Annotated in this window: 15 protein-coding genes; 6 read left to right on the top strand and 9 right to left on the bottom strand. The window is 61.8% G+C overall.

Features of this window, described 5'->3' with window-relative positions:
- The first annotated feature begins 104 nt into the window (after positions 1–104).
- Positions 105–1,361: an SAM-dependent methyltransferase gene (locus LB516_RS17670; RefSeq protein ID WP_224720078.1), complete on the top strand. Its 1,257-nt coding sequence runs from the start codon at positions 105–107 to the stop codon at positions 1,359–1,361.
- Between the two features lie 125 nt (positions 1,362–1,486).
- Here the strand turns inward: LB516_RS17670 and LB516_RS17665 are convergent, their stop codons facing one another.
- Positions 1,487–3,466 (bottom strand): bifunctional 2',3'-cyclic-nucleotide 2'-phosphodiesterase/3'-nucleotidase, encoded by a 1,980-nt coding sequence (locus LB516_RS17665; RefSeq protein ID WP_224720077.1) that lies wholly within the window; start codon positions 3,464–3,466, stop codon positions 1,487–1,489.
- 150 nt (positions 3,467–3,616) lie between these two features.
- Positions 3,617–4,882 (bottom strand): NAD(P)/FAD-dependent oxidoreductase, encoded by a 1,266-nt coding sequence (locus LB516_RS17660; protein ID WP_224720075.1) that lies wholly within the window; start codon positions 4,880–4,882, stop codon positions 3,617–3,619.
- 164 nt (positions 4,883–5,046) lie between these two features.
- Between LB516_RS17660 and LB516_RS17655 the strand changes: the two genes are divergently transcribed.
- Positions 5,047–5,706 carry a 5-formyltetrahydrofolate cyclo-ligase gene (locus LB516_RS17655; protein WP_140619572.1) on the top strand — a complete coding sequence of 220 codons (660 nt, stop codon included), beginning with the start codon at positions 5,047–5,049 and terminating at the stop codon, positions 5,704–5,706.
- Positions 5,707–5,709: 3 nt separating this feature from the next.
- Here LB516_RS17655 and LB516_RS17650 read toward each other — a convergent pair whose 3' ends face one another.
- Positions 5,710–6,183: an Lrp/AsnC family transcriptional regulator gene (locus LB516_RS17650; RefSeq protein WP_224720074.1), complete on the bottom strand. Its 474-nt coding sequence runs from the start codon at positions 6,181–6,183 to the stop codon at positions 5,710–5,712.
- A 157-nt stretch (positions 6,184–6,340) separates the two neighbouring features.
- Here LB516_RS17650 and ald point away from each other — a divergent pair, with 157 nt between their 5' ends.
- On the top strand, positions 6,341–7,456 hold the full coding sequence (ald, locus tag LB516_RS17645) for an alanine dehydrogenase (protein WP_140793731.1): 1,116 nt from the start codon (positions 6,341–6,343) through the stop codon (positions 7,454–7,456).
- Positions 7,457–7,681: 225 nt separating this feature from the next.
- Positions 7,682–8,986 carry an outer membrane protein gene (locus tag LB516_RS17640; protein WP_224720073.1) on the top strand — a complete coding sequence of 435 codons (1,305 nt, stop codon included), beginning with the start codon at positions 7,682–7,684 and terminating at the stop codon, positions 8,984–8,986.
- A gap of 232 nt (positions 8,987–9,218) precedes the next feature.
- On the opposite strand, the gene LB516_RS17635 is transcribed toward LB516_RS17640, so the two are convergent.
- From LB516_RS17635 to LB516_RS17615, 5 genes are all read right to left on the bottom strand, one after another.
- A complete protein-coding gene (locus tag LB516_RS17635) occupies positions 9,219–9,686 on the bottom strand; it encodes a DUF1203 domain-containing protein (RefSeq protein WP_140664374.1) in 468 nt (155 codons plus the stop codon).
- Positions 9,687–9,885: 199 nt separating this feature from the next.
- Positions 9,886–10,449, bottom strand: coding sequence for a GNAT family N-acetyltransferase (locus LB516_RS17630; protein WP_015317952.1), 564 nt, complete (start codon positions 10,447–10,449; stop codon positions 9,886–9,888).
- A 4-nt stretch (positions 10,450–10,453) separates the two neighbouring features.
- Positions 10,454–11,350, bottom strand: coding sequence for a 3-mercaptopyruvate sulfurtransferase (gene sseA, locus LB516_RS17625; protein WP_015317953.1), 897 nt, complete (start codon positions 11,348–11,350; stop codon positions 10,454–10,456).
- A gap of 37 nt (positions 11,351–11,387) precedes the next feature.
- On the bottom strand, positions 11,388–12,131 hold the full coding sequence (locus tag LB516_RS17620; protein WP_140664369.1) for an alanyl-tRNA editing protein: 744 nt from the start codon (positions 12,129–12,131) through the stop codon (positions 11,388–11,390).
- On the bottom strand, positions 12,131–13,165 hold the full coding sequence (locus tag LB516_RS17615; RefSeq protein WP_224720072.1) for a cysteine synthase A: 1,035 nt from the start codon (positions 13,163–13,165) through the stop codon (positions 12,131–12,133). Before LB516_RS17615 ends, LB516_RS17620 begins: the two co-directional genes overlap by 1 nt.
- 225 nt (positions 13,166–13,390) lie before the next feature.
- On the opposite strand from LB516_RS17615, the gene LB516_RS17610 reads away from it, so the two are divergent.
- On the top strand, positions 13,391–14,212 hold the full coding sequence (locus LB516_RS17610) for an SDR family oxidoreductase (RefSeq protein WP_140619562.1): 822 nt from the start codon (positions 13,391–13,393) through the stop codon (positions 14,210–14,212).
- A gap of 91 nt (positions 14,213–14,303) precedes the next feature.
- Entirely contained in the window at positions 14,304–15,278 is a 975-nt protein-coding gene (locus tag LB516_RS17605; RefSeq protein ID WP_224530752.1) for an alpha/beta hydrolase, read from the top strand.
- 103 nt (positions 15,279–15,381) lie between these two features.
- Here the strand turns inward: LB516_RS17605 and LB516_RS17600 are convergent, their stop codons facing one another.
- A complete protein-coding gene (locus LB516_RS17600; protein WP_224720071.1) occupies positions 15,382–16,803 on the bottom strand; it encodes a DEAD/DEAH box helicase in 1,422 nt (473 codons plus the stop codon).
- Between the last annotated feature and the right edge of the window lie 341 nt (positions 16,804–17,144).

Here is a 17,144-nt window from a genome sequence, read left to right as displayed (position 1 = left end):
CGCAAGCTACCGGGACCAGGCAATGGCGTTCGAACCCGGCGGATGAACCAAGAGAACCGCGGCTCGGCGATCGCGCCGGCACCACGGAGATCCAGGGGCTTGGAATGACACACGGGGAACATCATGGCATAGCGCCGGGCGACGCGGTCAGGCTCGACGAGTTCAATTTCGCCGAGATCGTCAAGGGCCTGCCGGCCAAGGCGCGCATGGTGCTGTCGGCGGCGATGAACCTGCCGCGCGGTTCGCTGAAAGTCTGGATGCCGGACGGCCGCGCCGTTCTCGTCGGCGGAAAGGCGCCGGGGCCCGATGCCGAACTGGTGCTCAAGAACTGGCGCCTGCCGGGCCGCGCCTTTTCCAGCGGCACAATTGGTGTTGCCGAATCCTATATGGACGGCGATTGGGAAAGCCCTGACGTCACCAGCTTCCTGGAATTATTCGTGGTCAACTCCGCCTTCGGTGAGAGGGTTGCCGGCGGCGCCAGCTGGCTCATCAACACAGTCCAGCGCATCCGTCACTGGTTCAACGAGAACACACGCACCGGATCGAAGCGTAATATCTCGGCGCACTACGATCTCGGCAACGCCTTCTACAAGGAATGGCTTGACCCGAGCATGACCTATTCCTCGGCGCTTTACGCCAATGGCGTCAACGATCTCGAGAGCGCCCAGGCCGCCAAATACCGGGCGCTGGCCAGGGATACCGGCATAGGCGGGAAGGATCATGTGCTGGAGATAGGCTGCGGCTGGGGCGGCTTTGCCGAATTCGCGGCACGCGAAATCGGTTGCCGGGTTACCGGATTGACCATCAGCCGCGAGCAGCACGACTTCGCCAAGGCGCGCATCGCCAAGGCCGGCCTTGCCGAAAAGGTCGACATCAAGTTGCAGGATTACCGCGACGAAACGGGCACCTACGATCGCATCGCCTCGATCGAGATGTTCGAGGCGGTCGGCGAGAAATACTGGCCGGTGTTCTTCTCCAAGATGAAGGACTGCCTGAAGCCCGGCGGCATGGCTGGACTGCAGATCATCACCATCAACGAAGCCGCCTACGACACCTATCGCGCAAGGCCGGATTTCATCCAGCGCTACGTCTTCCCGGGCGGCATGCTGCCGACGCCGTCCATCTTGAAATCACTTGGCGCCGCGCACGGCCTTGCTCATCTGCGCGAACGCGTTTTCCCCGAAGACTATGCCCGTACGCTTGCCGAATGGCGCCAGCGCTTCCGAGGGTCGTGGGAGAAAATCGTACCGCTCGGTTTCGACGATCGTTTCAAGAAACTCTGGGAGTTCTACCTGCACTATTGCGAAGCCGGCTTCCGAGCCAGCTACATCGATGTGCGCCAGGTGGTCTACAAGGCGTAGCTGGGTACGCACGTCGACTTCCTTTTGCGGGCGGCATTTCCATCGATGCGCTGGATCTTGTCATGCCGGGCGATTCGTGCCGCCGTCCCCTCCAAGGCTGACCGCATCCAGCTTTGACGGCCTGATCAGAGAAGGATGCGATATCTGGCAAAGCCAGCTTCACCCTCGCCGGCAGGTTCGATCTTCAGCGACTTCACATCGGCGATGAAGTCCTTTGCCTTGACGCCGGTGTCGAAGACGACGCTGGTTCCCGGCAACGGCGCGAACGACCAGTTGTCGTCGGCCGACGGGTTGATGGTGCCCTGGCTGACGATGTAGCGGACGATGACGTCGCGGTTGGTGTCCGGCGCCTCGTAGATGATCTTCGCGGCATTGATGTCGGGGAAATTGCCACCGCCGCCAGCCCGGTAATTGTTGGTCGCGACGACGAATTTCGCTGCCGGATCAATCGGTTTTCCGTCGAACATAAGCTCAACAATGCGATTGGAACCGGCATTGGCGACGCCGCCCTTGGCATCGTATTTCGGCGGCTGCGACAGATCTATCCTGTAGGTGACGCCGTCGATGACGTCGAAATTGTAGGACGGAAAATCAGTGTTGATCAGGACCTGGTCAGCCTTCCCCGCCTCGATCTTGTTGAAGATGCCGGCCGACATTTCCAGCCATTCCTTGACCTGAGCCCCGGTGATTTCCACGGCGCGCACCGTGTTGGGATAGAGGTAGAGGTCGGCGACGTTTTTGATGGCGATGTCGCCCGCCGGCACATCGGTATAGTAATCGGCGCCGTTGCGTCCACCGGCTTTGAACGGGGCCGCCGCCGACAGCAACGGCACGTCCTTCCACTGTGTGCTTTTCAATATGTCCTTCAGGTACCAGGTTTGCGCCTGGCTGACGACCTGCACCGACGGGTCGTCAGCGACCAGCGCGAAATAGGAATAGAGCGGCGCGGACGTCTTTCCGACAGGGCGGCGCACATAGGCGAGCGTCGCCTGATGGTCCTGCTCGAGAGCGGCGATGATGCGCTTGTCGTCCGGGACGGTCGGCTTGTTCTTGTTGTCGACACGCTCGAAGATGGGCCGCGCCTCCGATGTCGCCGAGACCACTTTCCACTTCGACCCGTCGCGCTCCAGCATCAGGTCGATCAGGCCCATATGTGAACCCCAGAAACCGCCCATGACGGCGGGCTTGCCTTGCAGCGTCCCCTTCTGTGCGTCGACGCCCTCGAGCGCCTGGAAATCTTTCTTGCCGGGGAAGACCAGATGCTGGTGGCCGGTGAAGACCGCGTCGATGCCTTCGACGCCGGCGACGAAGAACGAGGCATTCTCCATCATGTCACCCTGCTTGACGTCGATGCCGGAATGCGAGAGCGCGATGACGATGTCGGCGCCCTCCTCCTTCATCCGCGGCACCCACGCCCTCGCCGCTTCGACAATGTCGCGTGTCTTGACGTTGCCTTCGAGGTTCTTGAGGTCCCAGACCATGATCTGCGGCGGCACGAAACCGATGATGCCGACCCTGATCGGCTGTTCCGAGCCTGACCCGTCCTTGATCTTCTTGTCCAGGATTACGTAAGGCTTGAGGTAGAGCTTGTCGTCGCGCGGGTTGGCGGCAAGCTCGGTACCCCGGATCAGGTTGGCGCAGACGAACGGGAAATTGGCGCCGGCCAGCACCTTGTCCAAAAAGGACAGGCCATAGTTGAATTCGTGATTGCCCAGTGTCGAACACTCGTAGCCGAGCAGGTTCATGCCTTTCATGATCGGATGGAGATCGCCCTCCTTCAGGCCCTTCTCATAGGCGATGTAGTCGCCCATCGGGTTGCCCTGCAAAAGGTCGCCATTGTCGATCAGCATCGAATTGGCGGCTTCCTTGCGCACCGCGTCGATGAGGGAGGCCGTGCGCGACAGGCCCATCGTGTCATTGGCTTTGTCGGCGTAGTAGTCATAAGGCAGCACGTTCACATGGATATCGGTGGTTTCCATGATCCTTAGATGCGCCTGGTTGGCCTGCGCCCGGGCGGAGAAGGGATGAAGCACGATCAGCGCCCCTGTGGCGGCGGCCCCGGCTAGGAGACCACGGCGAGAGACGGGATGGAGCAGTTGCGACATGTTTTCTCCTTCTTCAACGACCTGACGAGTCCTGCCCCGAAGCGAACTTCGCGCTGAAATCAGCTCAAGTCCACTCAAGAAGTCGCGCGCATTGGCACGCCAATCCATCAGCAACAGATGACGGCCGGATGAAAGGCGCGGTGAAGAAAGTCAGGTCTTGTCGTCGTCGCCCTGGGTGATCAGCCGGGCGCTGCGCTGGCCTGTGACGTAGATCCATAGCCAGCTCAGCGAAACCGCAAGCCGATTGCGAAAACCGATCAGGAAATAGATATGTGCAATGCCCCAAAGCCACCACGCAAGCCAACCGGTGAGCTTGATCCAGCCGAAATCAATGGCGGCGGCGCGCTTGCCGATCGTCGCCAGATCGCCGGCGTGCTTGTAGTGGAAAGGCCGCGGGCTGGTGTCGCCGGCAAGCCTGGCCTTGACGGTCGCGGCAACATGCCGTCCCTCCTGCTTGGCGGAAGGCGCGACGCCGGGCACGGGCCGCCCGTCGGGCCGCAGCACGTGGGCGGCGTCGCCGATGACAAAAATCTCCGGGCTGCCGGGCACGCTGAGATCAGGCTCGACCAACACCCTGCCCGCCCGATCCGCCTTCGCTTCCAGCCATTCGGCGGCTGGCGAAGCGGCAACGCCGGCTGCCCACAGGATCGTGCGGGCCGGCAGAATCGTGTCGCCAAAAACCACGCCGTCGGCATCGCAGCGCGTAACGGCCCGGCCGAGCTCGACCGAAACGCCAAGCCGTTCCAGCGCCTTCCGAGCGTAGTCGGAGAGCTTTGGCGCGAAATTGGCCAGAATGCGGTCGCCGGCCTCGATCAGCACCACCCGCGTCTGGCGCGTATCGATGTTGCGGAATTCGCCGCGCAGCGTGTCATGTGCCAGTTCGGCAATGGTTCCGGCGAGTTCGACCCCGGTCGGCCCGCCGCCGACGATGACAATGGTCAGCAGCGCTTGGCGCCTAGCAGGGTCAGATTCCCGCTCCGCCTGCTCGAAGGCCAGAAGAATGCAGCGCCGAATGGTGGTGGCATCCTCCAAAGTCTTCAGGCCCGGCGCGAAAGGCTCCCATTCGTCATGGCCGAAATAGGCATGGCGCGCGCCGGTGGCGAGCACCAGCGTGTCGTAGGCGACGACGCTGCCGTCGTCGAGCAGAACGCGTTTGCCGGACCGGTCGACACCCGTGACATTGGCGAGCAGTGTCGTCACATCCTTGCGCTTGCGCAGGAGATGGCGGATCGGCCAGGCAACCTCCGAGGTTGCCAGCGCCGTGGTTGCCACCTGATAGAGCAGCGGCTGGAACAGATGATGGTTGCGCTTGTCGATCATGGTAATGCGCACCGGTGCACCGGCCAGTGCGCGGGTGAATTCGAGACCGCCGAACCCGGCACCGACGACGACGACATGATGTCTGGCATCGCTCATTTGATTCACCCCTGATGGGCAAGATTGCCTGCCCTAGATGTAGGTATCTTGTGCAATGCAACAATGGCAGGACAGTGCTTGAGACTCGTCGTTCCATGTCGTGAATGCACATGTTCTATCGTATCGCGAGGTATAGCGTCATCGAACATGAGATGAGGTGAGGCATGGCTAACGATCATGACAACCAGGGCCCGGCGCAATACTCTTCGCCGCCCTGCTTCATGCACGAGCTCGACCCTGCGTTCCAGGCACCACTCAGCGACTGGACCGACGTGCGGCGTTGGCGCAAAGCCGAGCGCGAAAGGCTAATCGCCGCCCGGCTTGAAGTTTCCGCCGACGCCCGAACAGCAATGTCGCAACGCATCGCCGGCGGGCTGGATGCACTTGTCGGCGAGATCGCGGGCCGCATGGTCAGCCTTTACTGGCCGTTTCGCGGCGAGCCGGATCTGCGGCCCTGGATGGCGTCCGTCAATGAGCGTGGCGGCCGCACCGCGCTGCCCATCGTTGTCGAGAAAGGGCAACCGCTGATCTTCCGCGCCTACAAACCGGGCGACCGGTTGGAAAAGGGCGTCTGGAACATCCCGATTCCGGCAGAGGGTGATCCGGTGCTGCCGGACATCGTCATCTCGCCCATTGTCGGCATTGATCCGGCAAGCTATCGCCTGGGCTATGGCGGCGGCTTCTTCGACCGTACGCTGGCCGCCATGCCGTTCAAGCCACTTGTCATCGGTGTCGGCTACGAGTTGCAGCGTATCGCCACCATCTATCCGCAGCCGCACGACATCCCGATGGATCGGATCGTGACGGAGACGGCCACGGTATAGGCTCTAGGCCATCTCCGGCTTCAGACCCATTGCCGTCCGGTCGACGATTTCGCGCAGGGCGAAGGACGAATTGATCTTCGTCACATGCGGCATCGCCGACAGCCATTCCTTGTGGATGCGCTCGTAGTCGACGAGATCCTTGGCCGCGATCCTCAGGATATAGTCGTACTCGCCCGACATCAGGTGGCACGACAGCACGTTGGGGCAGCGTTTGATCGCCGCCTCGAAATCCGACAGCGTCTTTTCGAACTGGCCGGAGAGCGATATGTGAACGATCGCCGTCATCTGGTGGCCAAGGGCCGCGTTGGACAGCCGGGCGTGATAGCCGCGGATGGTTCCGGACTTCTCCAAATTGTCGAGCCGCCGCGAGCAGGCCGACTGCGACAGGCCAACCTTCTCGGCAAGGGCCGCGTTCGGCATCCGCCCGTCCTTCTGCAAAGTCTCAAGAATGGCGATATCAATCCTGTCGAGCGCCATTTTTCGTGATTCCTGCGAAAATCCGTTTATTTTTTGCAACGAATATCGAAACTGGCCCGTCCACGCAAGCGCATTCGCAAACACCTGCACGCCGATTCATGGTTCACTCCAGCACTACAGGGAGTGAGCCCAAAAGGGCCCGGATCAGGAGAAGAAAATGCGCATCGGCTGCCCCAAGGAAATCAAGAACCACGAATACCGTGTCGGCCTGACGCCGGGCTCGGTTCGCGAATATGTCGCCCATGGCCATGAAGTGCTGGTCGAGACCGGCGCGGGAGCCGGCATCGGCGCCGATGACAATGCCTACCGCGCTGCCGGCGCCGTCATCGCCAAGACGGCCGCCGACGTGTTCGCCAAGTCGGACATGATCGTGAAGGTCAAGGAGCCGCAGCCCAATGAATGGGCACAGCTGCGCGAAGGCCAGATCCTGTACACCTATCTCCATTTGGCTCCGGATCCGGAGCAGACCAAGGGCCTGCTCGCCTCGGGCGTGACGGCGATCGCCTACGAAACCGTGACCGACGATCGTGGCGGCCTGCCGCTGCTGGCCCCGATGTCGGAAGTCGCCGGCCGCTTGTCGATCCAGGCCGGCGCCACGGCGCTGCAGAAGGCCAATGGCGGCCGCGGCGTGCTGCTCGGCGGCGTACCCGGCGTGCTGCCGGGCAAGGTCACCGTGCTTGGCGGCGGCGTCGTTGGCCTGCACGCGGCCCGTATGGCAGCCGGCCTCGGCGCCGATGTCACCATCATCGACCGGTCGATCCCGCGCCTGCGCCAGCTCGACGACCTCTTCGCCGGCCGGGTCCACACCCGTTACTCGACCGTCGAGGCGCTCGAGGAAGAATGCTTCTCGGCCGACATCGTCGTCGGCGCCGTGCTCATCCCGGGCGCCGCCGCACCGAAGCTCGTCAGCCGCGAAATGCTGTCCGGCATGAAGAAGGGCTCGGTACTGGTCGATGTCGCGATCGACCAGGGCGGCTGCTTCGAGACCTCGCATGCCACCACCCACGCCGAGCCGACCTACGAAGTCGACGGTGTCATCCACTACTGCGTCGCCAACATGCCAGGTGCCGTGCCGGTCACTTCGGCCCACGCGCTCAACAACGCGACACTGCACTATGGTCTGCAACTCGCGGACAAGGGCCTGAAGGCTCTGGTCGACGACCATCACCTGCGCAACGGCCTCAATGTCCACAAGGGCAAGATCACCAACCGCGCGGTCGCCGAAGCGCTCGGCTACGAACTGGTCGAGCCGAAAGCAGTGCTGGCGGCTTAATATACCCGGAATATACCCAGAAAAAGTCAACTCACACTCTTGCCCGCCGGTTCACTCCGGCGGGCTTTTGCTTTGGGCAATGATGCGCCAAACCCGCTTCCCAGAGGACCATCGAAGCGTGTGCCGTAAGGGCACTTTACCCCCTATTGTTGCATTTTTGTCATACCCGTCTTGGCCGACTCCCTGCTAGGAACATCTTGGGCTTATTGATTAGGGGTACGGGCTATGTTTCTTCGCGTTTCAGCGAAATCTATTCTTCTTAGTGCAGTATCGGCGGTGGCAATTATGTCGGTCGCGCATGCCGCTGATGTTGTGCAACCGGTCGAGGCATCCGGTTTTAACTGGAGTGGCGTTTATGTTGGCTTCGGTATCGGCGCCGGAGCCAACTCGCACAAGCTCAGCAGCGATTTCATCCCCGGTCTGTCTTTGGATGGCATCGGCGGTGAAGGGGTCTACGGCGAACTTACCGCTGGTTACGACTATATGGTGTCGCCCCGCTTCCTTCTGGGTGGGCTTGTCGATGTCCATGTTGGCAACATTGAAACGTCGCTGGATGTCGGCCCTTTCGACGCGTCTATTCAGGAGACATACGGCTTCGATGCCGGTTTGCGTGCTGGTTACCTGATCACGCCGACTACGCTGGGCTACGTCATGGGCGGCTATTCCTGGCAGAAGTACAAGCTCGATACCAATGCCGGTTTCGGCTTCGATTGGGACCAGAGCGGATATTTCGTCGGGGGTGGTCTCGAAACCGCGATCAACAGCAACTGGACGATCAAAACAGAATACCGCTACACCCGCTTCGGCACCAAGGACGATCTCCTTTCCGAAGCTGGCATTCCTTCGCCGGACGGCGCACTCAATCTCGACACGTCGCGTCACACATTCCAGGTTGCCGCCAGCTATCGCTTCGGTGCGCAGAACGGAGCCGCCGCTTCGTTTGAAACACCCGCCTACAACTGGACCGGCTTCTATATCGGTGGTGGCTTGGGCGCCGGCGCATCGGTGCACCAGCTCGAAATCCCGCCGCTTCTCGGTGCCAAGTTCAACGGCCTTGGTGGTGAAGGCGTGCTTGGCGAGTTGAACGTCGGCTATGATCATGACTTCGGCAGCTGGGTTGCGGGTGTCATGGTCGATGCTCGTTATTCGGGCATGACCAGCCAGCTCGACATCCCAGGCGGCTCGATCAATCTTGATACGGACTACGGCTTCGATGTGCTGGGCCGCGTCGGCATGAAGATGAACGAATCGACCCTTGCCTATGCACTGGCTGGCTATAGCTGGCAGCATTTCGATCTGAACGCTTCCGATCCGGTCGGTGATATCATCGACTGGGGTTCCAGCGGCTTCTCAGTCGGTGGTGGCCTGGAAACGGCAGTGTCGAGCAACGTCACGCTCGGTCTGGAATACCGCTATTCGCAGTTTGCCGAGAAGGATTTCTCGTCGGATCTCGGCCTCCCCGACGACTCCATCACTTCCAAGGCTTCCTTCCATACCGTGCGTATCGGCGCGAAGTACAAGTTCAACTAAGCCCCCTCCAGGCAAACAGTCGAAGCCCGTCGGCCATGCCGGCGGGCTTTTTTGCGGCGAAAGACGTTAGGGCCGAACGCGGGCAACAAAAAAGCGGAGCCAAAGCCCCGCTTCCTCGATATCGAGATTGCCGCCGGTTCATCCGCGGTCGGCCAATCGATCGACACTGGCTTTCTAGCGCGTCTATGCGACAGCAGTGCGACAGAGACTTTCTGCCGCCAATCCCTTGATCTTATGCGCGCTCGATGCGGCACTGATAGCAATTGTTGCGCGCCGAGCGGACATGCACATAGGCAATGTCCTCACGCTCCAACAAAGTCTCGGCTCGTGCGGCAATTGCTCCGGTCGGGATAATGCCACCGCTGCCGTAGACGATGCGATCATCGCCGCCATAGCCGCGCACGATATAGTCCGGGCTGTCGAGGATCTCCGGCGGCTCCCTTGTCCCGACGGCACGCTCGCATTCCTGGGCATGCAGGAAGATCGGCCCGGTTTCTGCATAGGGCTGAGGGTCTGGAAATGGCCGGTAGGCGAGGATGAGATAGACATCGCCGGCGGCGATATTCCTGAGACAATGACGGCAAGGCATCCCGTCGCCGTCAGAGATTTTCCGCTCGGGCGTACGGCCATAGGCATCGGGGCCGCCGCGCTGCAGCGCCCTGACATTTTCGGTCGGCAGAGCTGTGAATTGGATGGTCATCGTAAGATCTCCGGAACTGGCGACCGGAAACTATGCGCTCGCCGCCGTGCTTCCCACCCGATTCCCGCCAAGCGTGCATGAGCCGATCCGATGTCGGATCCTCCCTTCGAGCTCCGGGAGGGCACGAAGTCGTTAATCGGCTAATCAGTTCGACAATCCCTTGATGAATCATCGAAGCGGCGGCAGATTCCGGCTGAACTTACGGCCGCATGACGCTGGCCGAGCGCTCGGCGAAAGGCAGGGGATGCACGACTTCCTTCTTCTGCGCCACCGGCTTGAAACCGAGCTTCTGGTAGAGCGGTAGCGCGGCCGGGTGGTCGAGCGTGCAGGTCTGCACCGTCACCCTTTTCGGCCCATACGACCATGCCGCGGCAATCGCCGAACCAAGGAACCAGCGACCGATGCCTTGACCGGTGGCATGTTCCATCATGCCGAAATAGGCGAGTTCGACTTCCTCGGGCAGATGCGGCTTGAGATCGAAGAAGCCGGCCGGCGCACCGTCGAGATAGAGCACCCTGATGTCGCGATCCTCGCGGTGGATTCCGGCTGACAGCTCATCGTCATTCAGCCTCAGAACATTCACCCAGTGCCATTTGCGTCCCACCCGGTCCATCAGGTAGCGATAGAAATGCAAGGGAATGTCCCTGGTCTTCAGAAGTGCGACCTGACGGTTGTAGGGTACCGGCGGCGAGACGGGCGGTGGGGCATGCATTTCGAGAAAAGTCACCGTGACCTCAATGTCCTGCAGCACGCCGTTTTCCATCAATTCATTCCTTGCCGGTCGTTGCTGGGCCGGTCGTTGTAGGGCCGGTGGTCGCTGGGCCGGTCACGACTGGTGTATTGGGCAATCCGCCCCACTCGGTCCATGAGCCGTCATAAAGCCTGTTGTCGGTATGGCCAAGCGTCTCCAGCGCCAGCGTGACCACCGCGGCGGTGACGCCGGAGCCGCAGGATGTGACCACGGGTTTGGATAGGTCGATACCGGCGTCCTCTATCACCTTGCGCAAACGGTCCTTCGGCAGCAGCCTGCCGTTTTCCGACAGTGCGGAGTACGGCACATTGCGCGCGCCCGGCATGTGGCCGGAGCGGATGCCAGCGCGGGGCTCGGGTTCGCTGCCGGTGAAGCGGCCCGGCCCACGGGCATCGGCGATCTGTGCTGTCTTTGTATCGACAATCCGGCGCATATCGGCCAGACCGACGACGCGACCGGCGTCGAAATCGGCATGAAAGACGCTTGGCGCGATCTTCGTCGGCTCGGCCGTTACCGGCCGGCCGGTCGCCTTCCAACCATCAAAGCCGCCGTCCAGAATATAGGTCTGGAAGACACCCATGATCCGGAACATCCACCATGCCCGCGGTGCGGAGAAAAAGCCCGGGCCATCATAGACGACGATGGTATCATCGGCCGAAACGCCCATCGCGCCGACATATTGGGCGAAATGCTGCGGGGATGGCAGTGTATGCGGCAAGGCAGCGTCAGGATCCGAAACCGCGTCCTGGTCCAGGAAACGGGCGCCAGGAATGTGAGCCGCATCATACTCGGCGCGCGCGTCGCGCCTTTGTGCAGGCAGATACCAGGAGGCGTCAATGATCGTCAGGCCCGGCTGGCCGAGGCGTTCCTGCAGCCAGTCCGCATCGACGGTAAAAGGACTGTCTTCGGCCATTCTTTTCTCCTGCCGCCTTTTGATGGTGTCTGTCTGTTCAGTTCGCCGGCATCGGGCCGAAGCGGATGCGGAAGCGCCTGTTCTCCCGGCCCTTCTTTTCGATCTTGCCGATGTGGATTTCGCCGATTTCGCCGGTGCTCCTCACATGGGTGCCGCCGCAGGGCTGGCTGTCCACCGAGGCATTGTCACCGATGCAGACCAGACGGATCTTGCCGGTGCCAACAGGCGGTCGGACGTTCTTGGACTTCACCAAGCCAGGATTCGCGGCCAATTCCTCGTCGCTGATCAGCCTGGTGAAGATGGGATGATCGGCCCGCACCAGATCCATCATGCCGGCGGTCACCTCTTCCTTGGTGAAGCTGGCGTCTGGAATGTCAAAATCGACACGGCTGTCGTCCTCGGAAACCGCCGCCCCGGTGATCGGGAACGGGCAGACAACGGTGAGCAGGTGGCAAGCCGCGTGCATGCGCATCAGCAGATGCCGGCGCTCCCAGTCGATGGCGAGCTTCACCGTCTCGCCCACCTCCGGCAAGGCCTGCTCCGGTGACGGCACATGGATGATCTCGTCCTTGGTCTCGCCAGTGATCGTGGCGGCAATTGCGACGCGGCTGCCGTCGGCACGCTCCAACGTGCCGCTATCGCCCGGCTGGCCGCCGGAAGTGGCATAGAAGATCGTCCGGTCGAGGATGATGCCGCCGCGCTCATTGATGGCGACGACCGTGGCATCCGCCGTGCGGAGATAGGCGTCGTCGCGAAACAGCGCTTCGGTCCGGTGCGCCATCACGTGACCTTCTCGAAGGGCACTGAAATCTTGCTCTGCAATTCCATCCAGCCTGGTACCGGCAGTTGCTTTTCGCGCAGGAATTCGGGGTTGAATAGCTTCGACTGGTAGCGCGTCCCGTAGTCGCAAAGGATCGTCACGATGGTGTGGCCCGGACCCAATTCCGCAGCCAGCCGCATCGCGCCGGCGATGTTGATGCCGGTCGAGCCGCCGACGCACAGGCCTTCCTCCTGGATCAGGTCGAAGACGATCGGCAGCGCGTCCTCATCCCTGATCTGGTAGGAGAAGTCAGGCGTGAAGCCTTCGAGATTGGCGGTGATGCGCCCCTGCCCGATGCCTTCGGTGATCGAACTGCCTTCGGACTTCAGCTCGCCGCTGGTGTAGAAACTGTAGAGCGCGGCGCCGAGAGGGTCGGCGAGCGCGATCTTGACGTTTTTGCTCTTGGCCCTCAATCCGAGCCCGACACCGGCCAGCGTTCCGCCCGAACCCACCGCCGAGACAAAACCGTCGACCTTGCCGCCGGTCTGGGCCCAGATTTCCTCGGCCGTGGTGCGGATATGGCCATCGCGGTTGGCGACATTGTCGAATTGGTTGGCCCAGATCGCGCCGTTCGGTTCGCTCCTGGCCATCTGCTCCGCCAGCCGTCCCGACAGTTTCACGTAGTTGTTGGGGTTCCTGTAAGGCACGGCCGGCACTTCGATCAGCTCGGCGCCCAGCAGCCTGATCGTGTCCTTCTTTTCCTGGCTCTGCGTATCCGGAATGACGATGACAGTGCGATAGCCCAGCGCCTTGGCGACGAGCGTCAGCCCAATGCCGGTGTTGCCGGCGGTTCCCTCGACGATGACACCGCCCGGCTGCAACAGGCCGCGTTGTTCGGCATCACGGATGATGAACAGGCCGGCGCGATCCTTAACCGACTGCCCCGGATTCATGAACTCGGCCTTGCCCAGGATCTCGCAGCCGGTTTCTTCGGAAGCCTTGTTGAGGCGGATCAGGGGCGTGTTGCCGATCGCGTCGATCACTGAACGGGGCATTCGGGATTCCTTGTATGCGTGCGCCGAAACCCTAGAAACCCAACGCTTCGGTTTCAAGGCAAGAATTCGTCTGGTCCAGTCGCATTTCCGGCGCTGCGGTGTATGGATGTCGCCGGGGACCGGTGGACACCGGACAGTTCATTTGCACCCGGCGTCGAGAAGCACTCTTTTCATTCGATTTCTCCACCGCTAGAGCAAGACATCAACAACTCGGCAGGGCGCAGCATGACACTCTATCGGGCCGATCCGAAACACGGCGTAGCCTGGGTCACCGGCGGCAGCAGCGGCATTGGCCGCTCGCTGGCCAGGGATCTGGCGTCACAAGGCTATGCGGTGGCTGTGACAGCGCTGGACGACGATCCGATCGACACGCTCATCGTCGAGACCGCGCAGATGCCGGGCAAAGTCGTGTCCTTTCCCTGCGACGTCACCGACGAGCCGCGCATGGCAAGAACGGTGGCGGCGATCGAGAACGACCTCGGGCCGATCGTGCTCGCCATCTTCAATGCCGGAAATTACATCTCGACACCCGGAGAGTCCCTCGTCGTCAAGGATTTCCGCCGCTCCTTCGAAGTCAACTATTTCGGCATCATCAATGGGCTGGTGCCTGTCGTCGAGCATATGCGGGTGCGCGCGCGTGGGCATGTCGTTCTGGTCGGCTCGGTGACCGCCTATTTCGGCTGGCCGACCACGGCGGCCTATGGCGGTACCAAGGCGGCTATCAACATTCTGGCCGAGTCGCTGAAATATGATTTCGACAAGATGAACATCCGCGTCCAGGTGATTAACCCCGGTTTTGTCGACACGCCATTGACCGAAAAGAACATGCTGCCGATGCCTGGCCTGATGCCGGTCGGCCGCGCGACGCGCCGCATGGTGCGGGGAATCAAATCCGGCGGCTTCGAAGTGACGTTCCCGTACAGAACGAGCTGGCCGTTGAAAATTCTCGGCATGCTGCCAAGGCCGCTATGCCGATGGGTGATCAGCCTGACGACCAGCTGGAAAGCGCGCCCGCTGCATTATGAGCGCAAACCGCCCAACAAATAATGCCCACAGGATTGGTGGCTTGGCCGCCTGAACGGCCGTTGCCTGTTCATGGCCACCACCATAGTTTGAATGTTGTTGCGTGGAGTCTGCGATGGGGCGACGGATCGTGCTTGCTGTGCTGGGCCTGATCGCCGTCCTTGCACTGACCTTCCTACTGGGTCCACGCGTACCCGTCGACACCACGATCCATTTCGATCCTTCCGCCATCGGCGACGACCCACAGGCCTATGTGGCAAAAGTGGAGGCTGCCGTACCCGGTATCCGCGACGGGCTGGAGAAGGAGATCGTCTGGGCCAACCCAATGGTGCACGCAAAGACACCGCTGTCGATCGTCTACATCCACGGCTTTTCCGCATCGAAGGGCGAGATCCGACCCTTGCCCGACGACGTGGCCGACCAGCTCGACGCCAACCTGTTCTACACCCGCCTCACCGGCCACGGGCAGGACGGCGCGGCGATGACGCAAGGCAGCGTCAACGCCTGGATCAACGACTATGAGGAGGCGCTCGCCATCGGCCGGGCAATCGGCGACAAGGTGATCGTCATCTCGACGTCGACCGGCGGCGCGCTGGCGGCCTGGGCAGCGACGCAGCCCGGGGCATCCGAGGGTGTGGCGGCCATTGCATTCATCTCGCCCAATTTCGGCGTGAAAGCATCCGGCGCCGAGATCCTGACCATGCCCTGGGGCAAGCAGATCGCCGAACTCGTCGCCGGCAAGGAACGCAGCTTCGCGCCGCGCAACGCGCTGCATGAGAAATTCTGGACCACCAGATATCCGATCGCCGCGACGATGCCGATGCAGGCGCTGACCGACCTTGCCTATGGCGCGCCGGTGGAGAAGGCGACCATTCCCGCCCTGTTCATCTTCTCGGATATAGACAAGGTCGTGCGACCCGACCGCACGCGTGAGATCGCCGCGCGCTGGGGTGCCGCGCATGAGCTGGTGCCCATCGAAAGCACTGGCGATCCAGACAACCATGTCATTGCCGGCGACGCGCTATCGCCATCCACCACCGCATTCCTGGCGCAACGGATTGCCGTCTGGATCGAAGCGGTGGCGAAGTGAGGTTCGAAGACAAAACGGCGGCTGAAGCAATGTTCAGCCGCCGTTTCATTCGTAGTCGGCACCAGGCAACCGTTAGGAACTGGCCGGTTGCCGCGAGGTTTCGTTAGGCAGCCCGTGCGGCCGGACGCTTGCCGCCGAAGCGGCGCTTGTTGTTGCCCTTGAAGGGTTTTGCACCTTCCGGCTTGCGCTCACCGGCAAAGGCCGGCTTGTCGCCGAAACGCTTCTTGCCGAAGCCGTTGTTCGGCTTCTTCTCGCCGCCCGGCCGCCTGCCGTCGCGACGGCCATTGCGGTCGCGATCGTTGGCAGGTTCGAAGCGCTCGTTCTTTTCCGCAGGATTGCGTGCGGGATCGGGGCTGCCGAGATGGTCGGCAACGATTGGCAGCTTCGTGCGGATGATGCGCTCGACCTGACGCAGCTTGCTGTTCTCCGAAGGATCGCAGAGCGTGATCGCGATGCCATCCATACCGTTGCGGCCGGTGCGGCCGATACGGTGGACATAGCTTTCGGCTTCGTCCGGCAGGTCGAAATTCACGACATGGCTGATGCCGGGCACGTCGATGCCGCGCGCGGCGATGTCGGTCGCGACCAGAATGCGCACCGATCCATCACGGAAATCGTTCAGTGCCTTCTGACGGGCATTCTGCGACTTGTTGCCGTGAATGACGGCGGCCTTGAAGCCGTCGCGCTCGAGGTCCTTGGTCACCCGGTCCGCGCCATGCTTGGTGCGCGAGAAGATGATGACGGACTTCATCGCTTCGTCGGCGAGCATCGTCGACAGAACCTGGCGCTTCTGCTTGGTGCGGGCGAAGACGACGCCCTGGACGATCTCTGCCGCCGCGGTGCTTTGCGGCGAGACCTCGATGCGGACCGGGTTCTTCAGGAGGCCCTTGGCGAGTTCGGCGATCTCGTCCGGCATGGTGGCCGAGAACAGCGCCGTCTGACGATCGGGCGCGGTCGCCTTGGCGATGCGCTTGACATCGTTGATGAAGCCCATGTCGAGCATGCGGTCGCCCTCGTCCAGCACCAGCCATTTGGTGTCGGAGAGGATGAGGTCGCCCTCGCGCACCAGGTCGGTCAACCGGCCGGGCGTGGCGATGAGGATATCGACGCCGGGAGCAACCTTCTTCACCTGGCTGAAGCGCGATACACCGCCCAGCACGAGTGCCGTCGAGACATGCGCGCCCTTGGCGAGGATCTTGATGGTGTCCTCGATTTGCACCGCGAGTTCGCGGGTCGGCGCCAGGATGAGCGCCCGGGTCGTCTTGGCGCGCCGCTTGGTGCCGAGTGCGATGATCTTCGACAGGATCGGCAGCGCGAAGGCAGCGGTCTTGCCGGAGCCGGTCTGGGCGATGCCGAAAATGTCACGGCCTTCCAGCTGCGGCGGGATCGCCTGCATCTGGATCGGCTTCGGTTCGGCGAAGCCGGCATCGTGGGTGGCCTTGAGCAGCGCACCGGTAATTCCCAGCGCCGCGAAACCGGAGAGTTCCGCGGTGTCGTTGCGGGGCAATGTGTTTTCGTTGGTCAAAATAATCTTCTTTCACGCGGCCTCTGGCCGCAAACGTCAATGGCGGCAGGGCGCAACCTGCCGTCGAAAATTTTATATGAAACGACAAGGCGGGCGGACGCGGGCGTCCACTCGGCTGCGCTGTCGTGCCCGCAGGCATCATGCCACGGGGCTTTTTCGCCACTTTGTGATGTATCGGAAGAGGGCCGATATACCGGAAAGAGGGAAAACAGACGCAACCAGTCTCATTTGTCGAGAAGGCCGGAATCTCCCGGCCCAAGCGCCTATGGGCTGCATATGGCTGAGTTCGGCCTGGAATGCAAGGGGCGCAATGTTGCGGTGCAGCAAAAACCAGCCAAAAA

Origin of the sequence: Mesorhizobium sp. CO1-1-7 (genome assembly GCF_020164885.1) — a bacterium.
Classification (GTDB): domain Bacteria; phylum Pseudomonadota; class Alphaproteobacteria; order Rhizobiales; family Rhizobiaceae; genus Mesorhizobium; species Mesorhizobium australicum.
This window is presented reverse-complemented; position numbering and strand designations above follow the sequence as displayed.